Below are 10325 nucleotides of genomic sequence, written 5' to 3'. Positions count from 1 at the left end.
GCAGTCAGGTTATAAGCCCTGTTCCATTTCTTGAGCTCTCGAAGGTAAAGGACAAAGGCATTAACCTGCCATTCTGAAGGGACAAGCCCCAGTCCTCTGAGTCCATTTTCTATAAGCACCTCTATCTTTTTACCTTGCATGATAGAATTTTTTGCTGAAACTCCTTAATAATGAATATAATAAGATTGAATGATTTTTAAGGCAAGGGCTGAGTAACGACTGTGGAATATATTAAGCTCAGGGGACATCATTTGATATGCCTGCATTTCTTCAGCGGTGAGGGCTATAGCCCTGAGTTTGTGACCAACCTTCATGAACTTATAAAGAGGCTCGCTGATGAGGTTCTCTTAGTATATGAAAGAGCAGATGATGTCTGTCTGAAATGTCCATATTTAAAAGATGGTAAATGCCTGTATAGCGAAGACTCTGAGAAAGAGATAATGGAGATGGACAAGAAAGCCCTTGAACTGCTAAAAATAAAACCTGAAACAAAGATTAACTGGCAGACAATAAAAGAGCGGCTGCCAGGGATATTTAGAGAATGGTTTCTAACCTATTGCACAGGTTGCGCATGGAAAAAGGCATGTATTAATAGTCCGCTATGGCAGGAACTTAACATGCAACGATGCACGAAAGCCTAAAAATAGAGATAGCACTATAAAATGTAATAAAACTAATATATTAGATAGGGAAGGCTGGTGAAGAATTCCTATACGACACCTTATAAAAAAGAACGTTATGGAATTAACAAAAAACATTGAAACTAAAAGGCTAAAACAGAATATAAATCCCGATGCTTCGGGATAGAAATTCTGAGACAGCCTTCCCTATCTATATCTTTATCTATATCTTTGGGGGAAGCAGCTCAACCATGGTGAGATTTTAATGCGATTCAGAATGGAAAAATGGGAACCGGCTGTTGATAAGAGGGTATTGGTCCTTCTTTCAGGGATTACATGGAGCGGGGTAGGAATAGTACTCTGTATTTCCGCATTCAGATGGCTATCACAGATGGAGAGCAATCAAGGTATTCTTCTGACTTGTCTCGGGCTGTTTTCCTCTCTGCTCATTCACCGCTTCGGTCTTCTGAGGCTTGTCAACAAAAACATCAGCCGCATCCTCCCGATGAAGAGGAAAGTGTGCATTTTTGCCTTTCAGGCATGGAAGAGTTATCTCATCATAGCTTTAATGATAGTTTTGGGGACAGCCCTCAGACACTCGGACATTCCAAAACACTACTTAGCAATTATCTATATAGCGATGGGCAGTGCATTAATCCTTTCAAGCATCCGCTACTTCAGGTTTTTTGTTACACTGGTGACGAAAGGGGAATGATCTCCCATGATGTCAGGCAGCTTTCTTCCTGATAAAAAATAAGACGATTCCAATAAGAATCATCCCGCTGCTGAGGAGCTGTCCCATGGTAAAGTGGCCGAGGATAAAACCGAGCTGGACATCAGGCTCCCTGAAAAATTCCACGAAAAATCTGAAGGCACCGTAGAGAAATAGAAAGGCTGAAAGGAGGATGCCCTTTTTTGAAACCCTGTCCTTCAGAAACCAGAGAATTAAGAACAATAAAAAGCCTTCAAGAAAGGCCTCATAAAGCTGGGATGGATGCCTCGGGATATCCCCTCCTCCAGGAAATACCATAGCCCACGGCACATCTGTAGCCCTTCCATATAGCTCAGCATTTATGAAGTTACCTATCCTTCCAAGGCCAAGGCCTATGGGAGCAGTAACAGCGACCAGGTCTGCTAAGAGCCAGAAGTCAAGTCTGTTTCTAAAAGTAAAAAGAATGCCTGCTAAGATGGCACCAATAAAGCCTCCGTGGAAAGACATCCCTCCATGCCAGACAGCAAAGACATCGAGTGGATTTTTGAGATAATAACTTAAGTTATAGAACAGGACATAACCCAGTCTTGCTCCAAAGATAAGTCCGACAATTAAATAAAAATAGAGGCTTTCTACAGTTTTTCTGGATATCGCCAGCTTTTTCTTCTTTACCTGATATTGCACAAGAAGATATGAAGATAAAAACCCTATGAGATACATCAGCCCATACCATCTGAACTCAAAGGGGCCAATCTTAAAAATATATGGGCTTATTTCTGGATAAGGGATCATTTTTTGCTGCGCCTGTGCCTTTCTATTGCTACTAAAAGCAGGGATATGGCAGCAGGGGTTATGCCCGGGATCCTGCTTGCCTGACCAAGGTTAATGGGCTTTACCTCTTTGAGTTTTTCCACTATTTCTTTTGAGAGCCCGCATATACCCTGATATACAAAATCTTCAGGCATCCGTTTATCTTCAAGTTTCTTGAATTTTTCTGCTGCCTCTGCCTGGCGCTGAATATAGCCTTCATATTTTGTTCGAATCTCGACCTGATTTACTGCATCCTGAGACAGTCCTTTAGGTGGCGGTGAAACCTTTGCTATTTCTTTATATGTAATTTCGGGTCTTTTAAGTAGTTGATAGAGGGTCGTGTCCTCTTTTATTTCAGAACCGCCGAGTTCTTTCAGTACAGGGTTTATTGCTTCGGGTTTAACCCTTGTTGACTTAAGCCTCCTTAATTCATCATCAATTAGAGTTTTTTTCTCTATGAATGCCCCGTAACCCTCTCCTTTAATAAGACCGAGGCTGTAGCCTTTCTCCATCAGCCGTAAATCAGCATTGTCCTGCCTTAGTAAAAGCCTGTATTCTGCGCGGGATGTAAACATCCTGTATGGCTCGTTTGTCCCTTTTGTTATAAGGTCGTCAATCAAGACACCAATATATGCCTCATGCCTTCCAAGTATCAGCGGCTCCTCACCTTTAATTTTCAGGGCTGCATTTATCCCTGCCATAAGGCCCTGGGCCGCAGCTTCCTCGTATCCTGATGTCCCATTAATCTGTCCTGCAAGGAAAAGACCATCAATCGTTTTAGTCTCAAGTGTTGGCTTGAGCTGGTTGGGATAAACAAAATCATACTCTATAGCATATCCGGGTTTCATTATCTCGGCATTCTCAAGCCCTGGTATGCTCCGCACAAGGGCAACCTGGACATCGTAGGGCAGGCTTGTGGAAATACCGTTGGCGTAATACTCATTTGTGTTAAGGCCTTCTGGCTCAAGAAAGACCTGATGCCTCTGCTTTTCTTTAAATCTTACAACTTTATCCTCGATTGAAGGACAGTATCTTGGCCCTATGCCTTTTATCCTGCCGCTATAAAGAGGGGAGCAGTCAAGATTTTCCCGGATTATCTTATGAGTTGTCTCATTGGTATAAGTCATATAACATGGAAGCTGCGGATTTTTAATCTCCTTTGTAAATAATGACATGGCTGGCGGAGGCTCATCGCCCATCTGTAAGGTCATAACAGAGAAATTTATGCCTTTTGCATCAAGTCTTGGAGGTGTGCCTGTCTTTAGCCTTCCCATCTTAAAACCGAGGCTACGCAGGCTTTCTGAAAGCCCTACAGATGGAAATTCTCCAGCCCTGCCAGCAGGAAAACTTTTTAGCCCTATATGAATCAGGCCATTTAAAAATGTCCCTGTGGCAATTATCAGGGCTTTAGACCTGCAAGGAACTTCTAAAGAAGTTTCCACGCCATAAACACGCCTGTCTTTAATCAGGATTTTCTCTACCATTGCTTGCTTTATATCAATGCCTTTTTCTGCCTCAAGAACCTCCTTCATATACAATCTGTACAACACACGGTCTGCCTGAACCCTCGTGGCCCAGACAGCAGGGCCTTTGCTCTTGTTCAATACTTTAAACTGTATACCAGCTCTGTCTGTGACCCTTGCCATCTCGCCACCGAGGGCATCAATCTCTTTTACGAGATGGCTTTTGGCAAGGCCGCCGATGGCCGGATTGCAGGACATCTGGGCAATTGTATCGAGATTCATGGTAAAGAGTGCCGCCTTAAGGCCCATCCTCGCAGCAGCAAGAGCCGCCTCACAGCCAGCATGCCCGGCTCCTATAACGATAACGTCATAATCGTAATCTTTATGCATAATTTTTACTATAAAAGATTTTTAGCAGGTTATTCAAATGGAGCACAGATTCATTTCTTATGTCCTTCACTTTTAAAGAATAGAATGCCAAAGGGGGGTAGGGTCAGAGAGACAGAATGATACCTGCCCTGGTAGGGTATGGATACTGCCTCAACTCCTCCAAGGTTGCCGTATCCGCTTCCTCCATACTCCTTCGCATCACTGTTTAGAACCTCTTTCCAGAAGCCGCCTCTTGGAACCCCTATCCTGTAATTATGTCTCGGCACAGGAGTGAAATTGCAGACAACGAGGATTATATCATCAGTGGTTTTACCCTTTCTTATGAAGCTTATTATGCTGTGTTCCCAGTCGTAAAAATCGATCCATTCAAATCCCTCATTGCTGAAATCCTGTTCATATAAAGCTGGCTCGGTTCTGTAAAAATGGTTCAGGTCCTTGACCCATCTCTGTAGCTCATAATGGGATGGATACTGAAGGGCATGCCATTCCAGGCTTTCATCGTGGTTCCACTCCTTCCACTGCCCAAACTCCCCTCCCATGAAGAGGAGCTTTTTCCCTGGATGCCCATACATGTATCCGAATAAGAGTCTGAGGTTTGCATTTTTCTGCCATTCCTCTCCTGGCATCTTTCCGCTGAGTGCGCCCTTTCCGTGGACCACTTCGTCATGGGAAAGGGGTAAAACAAAGTTTTCGTAAAATGCATACCATATACTGAATGTAAGCTGGTCATGATGATATTTCCTGAAAACAGGATCGTTAGAAAAGTACTTCAGCGTATCGTGCATCCATCCCATGTTCCACTTCATTCCAAAACCGAGACCCCCGACATAGGTCGGTCTCGAAACCATTGGCCAGGCAGTTGATTCCTCTGCAATGGTCTGGACATCAGGATAGTTTTCATAAACCGCCTCGTTAAATCTCCGCAAAAAGCTTATTGCCTCTATATTTTCCTTCCCGCCATATTCATTGGGGATCCACTCTCCCTCCCTTCTCCCATAGTCGAGGTAGAGCATGGATGCCACTGCATCAACCCTTAGGCCATCAATATGGTATTTATCAAGCCAGAAGAGGGCGTTGCTTATAAGAAAGTTTCTCACCTCATATCTTCCATAATTGAAGATGTAGCTGTGCCACTCTGGATGGAAACCCTTTTTAGGATCTGCATGCGCATAAAGGTGTGTCCCGTCGAAATACACCAGTCCATGCTCGTCATCCGGAAAGTGGGAAGGTACCCAGTCAAGGATTATACCTATTCCTTTCTGATGTAAGTAATCTACCAGATACATGAAATCCTGCGGCGTCCCATACCTGCTCGTTGGTGCAAAATATCCCGTAACCTGATAGCCCCATGAGCCATAAAATGGATGCTCCATAACTGGCAGAAATTCAACATGGGTAAATCCCATCTCCTTAACATAATCTGCAAGATAGTGGGCCATTTCCCTATAGGTGAGGAATCTGTTTCCTTCTTCAGGAACCCGTCTCCATGAACCGAGATGAACTTCGTATATGGATATAGGGGCATTCAGGGCATTTGATGCATGCCTGTTCTTCATCCATTTATGATCTTTCCATTTATAGTTGAGGTCACAAACAATTGAACCGGTTTTAGGGGTCACTTCCCAGGAAAACGCAAACGGGTCTCCTTTATCAACCTTATAGTTGTTATTAGAAACAATGTGATACTTATAAATTGTATTATTACCAATACCTGGAATAAAACCTTCCCATATGCCTGACCCATCCCATCTAACCTTCAAGGGATGTGATTCTTTGTTCCATCCGTTGAAATCACCAATAACAGATACCTCTTTTGCATTAGGAGCCCATACAGCAAAGTGGGTGCCATTCACTCCATCTACTGCCATCAAATGGGAGCCTAATTTTTCATGGAGCCTGAAGTGATTTCCCTCTTTAAAAAGATAAATATCATGGTCGGTCAATAGACTCACGCCATATATTGCTTGTTCACTTTTTTCCTCAGCCAATTTTGCCGTATAACCTCCCTCCATTTCCTAAATTTTTCTGAACATATCAGAAAGCTCAACAAACCTTTTGTCTATAACTATCTCATCCAGCAACAATGGTGTCTTTTGCATCCAGTTAGGATAAGTATCAACCGTCCCTGGCATGTTCTGCTGATTGAGAGTTCCGATAACATCATCGAGGCTCACGAGAACGAGCTTACACGGCGTTTTAGCGAGATAGTTGTATATGGCACAGCATAGCTCAGGGGTCATCTGTGGTGCCATGTTCGGTCCTGCGGGGAAATCATCAGGCAGCAGGATGCCTTCAGACCTCAGTGCAGAAAGAATGAGCGCTCTGTCTCTTTCCCTATCATTAATCTGGTGCTGCCACACATTTTCGTCAGGATACATACCAAGTTCTTTCTTTACCTTTAAATCCTGTCCCAGCCAGTAACCATATAGTGTAGGTAGGTCATGAGTAGTAACAGCACACAATGCCATTTCAGGATACATCTCAGGTTTAACAAAGGAAGGTTCGGGGTAATTTCTCTCAAAGTAAAAAAGTCTGTAAGAGAGCATCTGAAATCTCTGGAGAGTCTCTCTGACGTTTTCGCCTATTGTGCCGAGGTCTTCGGCTATCACCATTGTCCTGTTCCTCACGCTCTCAAGTGCAATGATTCTGAGAAGGTCTTCATATGGATATCTCACATATCCGCCATCTCTGGGTGACATTCCATAGGGTATCCAGAAGAGTCTGAACAGGCCGGGGGCATGGTCAATTCTCAGGGCGCCACCATATTTCATGTTTTTCCTCATTGTCTGGATGAACAATTCATACCCTGTTTCTTTTAGTGCTTCGGGAATCAAGGGAGGGAACCCCCAGTTCTGCCCATTAGGGTTAAAGTCATCAGGTGGCGCACCTACATTTGCACCACCTACAACATCTTGATAACTCCATACATCGCTTCCTCCGCTGACAGAGCCAATGGCAAGATCATGATAAAGCCCTATAGCCATCCCGGAATTTTTCGCATCTTCAGCAACTTCCTTAAGTTGTCCATCAATAAGCCACTGGATATATTCATAAAAGAGTAATTCCCTTTTATTCGCCTTTTTAAACTTCTGAACTGCTTTGCCTGATAAATCACGATATTCTTCTGGCCATTCCTGCCACGAGAACAGTGACGAGTGACGAGTGACGAGTGACGAGACAATATTTGATTTGAAAAAAGACCTCGAAGGTGAAACTCCGAACTCTTTAGAGAGTGCCATATACATTGCAAATGATTCGAGGATATTGCCTTCTTCTGATATATATCTCTTAAAGTCCCTTCCACGTTTTGTTTTTCGCTTATAGTGCCTTTCATAAAAGGCATTAAAGGCATTCTTAAGAATTTCCTCTTTCACTGATGCAACCTTTTCGTAATCAATCAGGTCTCCATTCCTGAGTTCACCCAGCTCCTTTTTGAAAACCTCAGATATGATGCTCGCCATGGCATTATCTGATTTTTTCACGTCAGGTATGTTCTCTACATCAAGATAAACAAAATTTTTATAAAGCCTGCTTATTGGAGAGTATGGGCTGATGCCATAAGGCTTTGTGTTTGGAATTGCGTGAAGAGGATTAATCCCTACAAATCCGCCTCCAAGGGCAGCAGTTAATTTAACAACATTCTTGAGATCGGTAAAATCGCCGATACCCCAGTTCCTGGATGAACGGATTGAATAGAGGTTAACGTAAAGCCCCCATGTCCTTCCTTCCCCGACAGGGCGGGGTGGTATATAACAGGTATCAGGAGTTATGATAACCTTAGCAGTTTTCCTTAAAAGATCCTGTCCGTCCGTGGGGGCACATTCAATAGTGATCCCATAATAGCCGATATCCCTTTGTGTTTTATCCGATATGTAAATCTTAATGTAGCGCATGCCGTCTATCCATTGCTGTTCTGAAACAGCTATATCCTTTCCTGAAAGCATATACTCATCCCTCTGCCCTTTTTCATCCTCTATAGACCATGACAACATTAGTCTATTTTCTTCACCCTCTTTGACAGGGATATAAACAGGGATTGTGAGTGGCTGTTCGTTCACAGAGATAATCTTTACAGGCTCGATGAAACCCTTCCATGGTTTCCACCGTCGTTTCTCGATCTCTTCCCTTAAGTCCTCCCTCGAATCAACCTTTAGTTTCATCGCCTTGAGGATAGCCTTTTTGGTCTCTACAGGGGTTACCTGTTTATTGCCAAAGATATCATAATATTCAGGGATGATGCCGCAGAGTTCTGCTAATTCATCAATCATTTCATCTCATGAACAATGCCCTGCCATTTCCGAAGATGTGCCCTGTGGGCTCTTCTATGGCAGTTGTCACAAGTGGGGGTGTTATTTTATATTTTACAATTAAATCTTTCATGAACTGAAGATCATGGATGTTCCCAGGACTATTAATAACAGATTTGCCACCTCACATCCCCGCCATTACTCCAGATGTACTCGAGGACATTGCAGACCAATCCTTCATACTGTTTCCACTGCCAGCAGGGACTCCGCGGTTGGCAATAAGTAATTTCTTTATGCGGGAGTCCCGAAGTGTCGGGGCAACGACTTGAACTCAAAGAGTCGATCGAGTCTTCGACCTGACTATTCAATATTGAGCCTGCCGAAATAACATCGGCTTGACTATTATCAAACATCAAACTAAGGGTTTCCCGATAAAGTCGGGACAAAATTGAACCCGCAAGGAGAGATTAATATTTAACCTTTATCCCATTCATATCTTCCTTTGTTATTTCAGGCCATTTCTTTAGCGTCCAGTTGCCTACCCATTCCCTGAAGATTTTGAGATTCTTCTGTCTTTCTTCTTCTGTTGCACCGAGATACTGATACATATTTCCGGGCTTTCTATCCTTTGTGTTCTTCCCGTCATCGAGTCTGCGCATCAGGGCACCTGCATCAGGCCATGCGGTGTAAAAGATTAAGTGGCTATAAGTATCCAACCTCATACCCTTCCCTTTGGCGAGCCATTTATCCTTTTCTTGTTTAAAGGCATCATATTCAGGAGCGGCGTCAGGGCCATGGCAACCTATGCATTTTGCATCAAATATCGGTTTTATGTGCGCCGTATAACTGGTATCCCCTGCATAAGCATTAATAGAGAATGTAACAAGTATTAAAAACACTATCACAGATACTTTCTGTCGAGTTGACATTTTCTACCTCCTTATTCTTTAAACAATTTTAGATTAATTCCTCATTGCAAAACCATAACCGAGCAAACCAGAATATTTTTATCACCTCCTTAATCCTTTCCTCCAAAATGGCTGAAGGCTATAAGAGATGTGGAGACAATCGCTACTGCAATCCCATAAAAAGGGGGCCTTTCGGATCCCTCCACTCAACGAGATGCTTAAGGAATGAACCAGATTTATAAATTACCCGATGTTAAAGCTTATGTCAAGGCGAGCATTTATCCCAAATCCCGATTTAGAAAATGCCTTTTTCTTATAACTCCCCTCACCCGCTCCCATCCCCGGCCTCGCTACGCGAAGCGGGGCGGGCGAGGGAGAGGGAATTTTAAGGAATTTCTATCTCTGTTTTTGGGTTTATATCAGCAGACGTATTATCGAATCATTTCCCCTTTGACATTTTCATGTAACAACTGTTACATTTGAATCATAAGTTACATAGAAAGACATTAGTGATGAAAAGGACATCGAAAATACCACTGCAAACAGACGCCCTAAAGGGACCAGGCTGGCTCATATTCTTCTACAGCGTTCCATCTAAACCTGTAAACAATAGGGTAAAAATCTGGAGAAGACTGGCAAAGGCAGGAGCGATATCCCTAAAAGGGGCTGTTTATATGCTTCCCTATAGCGAGGAAAATTTTGAATTCTTCACATGGCTGTCCTCCGAAGTTGTATCCATAGGAGGCGAAGGGGCCTTTGTTATGGCGGACAAGATAGAGACAATGAAAAATGACGAGATAATCCGGCTTTTTAATCAGCAAAGAGAAAGGGACTACCACACGATAGAGAAGGGTCTGGAGGATCTGGAAAGGAGGATAAACAGCATCAGAAAAGGAACGGGGATTCAAAATAATAAACTACTGCTGGAACGGTTTAATAAACATTTAAAGGAATTCGGCGAGATAAAGAAAATAGATTTTTTCTCATCAAAGACCGGGAATGTCCTCAAAAGTAGGATAGAGGTCATAAGAGCCGGGATCAGAGGCATAGCCGGCACCGATATAAGAAAGCAGCAGGTTGCCGTAGTTCCCAAACAGATCAAGGATTATCAGGGCAGGATATGGGTAACAAGGAAGAATCCCTTTGTAGACAGAATGGCCTCTGCATGGCTCATT

Annotated in this window: 9 protein-coding genes; 3 read left to right on the top strand and 6 right to left on the bottom strand. The window is 43.2% G+C overall.

Going from position 1 to position 10325, the window contains the following annotated elements; all coding sequences use genetic code 11:
- The coding region (locus HZC12_03725) for a 16S rRNA (guanine(527)-N(7))-methyltransferase RsmG (GenBank protein ID MBI5025837.1) at positions 1-140 on the bottom strand (140 nt) is incomplete at its 3' end.
- Between the two features lie 81 nt (positions 141-221).
- Between HZC12_03725 and HZC12_03720 the strand changes: the two genes are divergently transcribed.
- Together HZC12_03720 and HZC12_03715 are read left to right on the top strand one after the other, a co-directional pair.
- A complete protein-coding gene (locus tag HZC12_03720; protein MBI5025836.1) occupies positions 222-641 on the top strand; it encodes a DUF1284 domain-containing protein in 420 nt (139 codons plus the stop codon).
- A 244-nt stretch (positions 642-885) separates the two neighbouring features.
- Positions 886-1335 (top strand): hypothetical protein, encoded by a 450-nt coding sequence (locus HZC12_03715; protein MBI5025835.1) that lies wholly within the window; start codon positions 886-888, stop codon positions 1333-1335.
- 12 nt (positions 1336-1347) lie between these two features.
- On the opposite strand, the gene HZC12_03710 is transcribed toward HZC12_03715, so the two are convergent.
- The 5 genes from HZC12_03710 to HZC12_03690 form a co-directional block, all read right to left on the bottom strand.
- The gene (locus HZC12_03710) at positions 1348-2124 is read right to left on the bottom strand and encodes a prolipoprotein diacylglyceryl transferase (protein ID MBI5025834.1); all 777 of its coding nucleotides are present in this window, start codon (positions 2122-2124) and stop codon (positions 1348-1350) included.
- Complete coding sequence (gene mnmG / locus HZC12_03705) at positions 2121-3995, bottom strand: tRNA uridine-5-carboxymethylaminomethyl(34) synthesis enzyme MnmG (GenBank protein MBI5025833.1); 1875 nt, start codon at positions 3993-3995, stop codon at positions 2121-2123. Before mnmG ends, HZC12_03710 begins: the two co-directional genes overlap by 4 nt.
- 50 nt (positions 3996-4045) lie before the next feature.
- Positions 4046-6007, bottom strand: coding sequence for a 1,4-alpha-glucan branching protein GlgB (gene glgB / locus HZC12_03700; GenBank protein ID MBI5025832.1), 1962 nt, complete (start codon positions 6005-6007; stop codon positions 4046-4048).
- Between the two features lie 3 nt (positions 6008-6010).
- Positions 6011-8263, bottom strand: a complete 2253-nt coding sequence (gene malQ / locus HZC12_03695; protein MBI5025831.1) for a 4-alpha-glucanotransferase — start codon at positions 8261-8263, stop codon at positions 6011-6013.
- A gap of 446 nt (positions 8264-8709) precedes the next feature.
- Positions 8710-9171 carry a cytochrome C gene (locus HZC12_03690; GenBank protein MBI5025830.1) on the bottom strand — a complete coding sequence of 154 codons (462 nt, stop codon included), beginning with the start codon at positions 9169-9171 and terminating at the stop codon, positions 8710-8712.
- A 491-nt stretch (positions 9172-9662) separates the two neighbouring features.
- On the opposite strand from HZC12_03690, the gene HZC12_03685 reads away from it, so the two are divergent.
- The coding region (locus HZC12_03685; GenBank protein ID MBI5025829.1) for a hypothetical protein at positions 9663-10325 on the top strand (663 nt) is incomplete at its 3' end.

It is taken from the genome of Nitrospirota bacterium, assembly GCA_016214385.1.
Classification (GTDB): Bacteria; Nitrospirota; Thermodesulfovibrionia; order UBA6902; family JACROP01; genus JACROP01.
The sequence above is the reverse complement of the archived record's forward strand: the minus strand, read 5'-3'. Positions and strand labels throughout refer to the sequence as shown.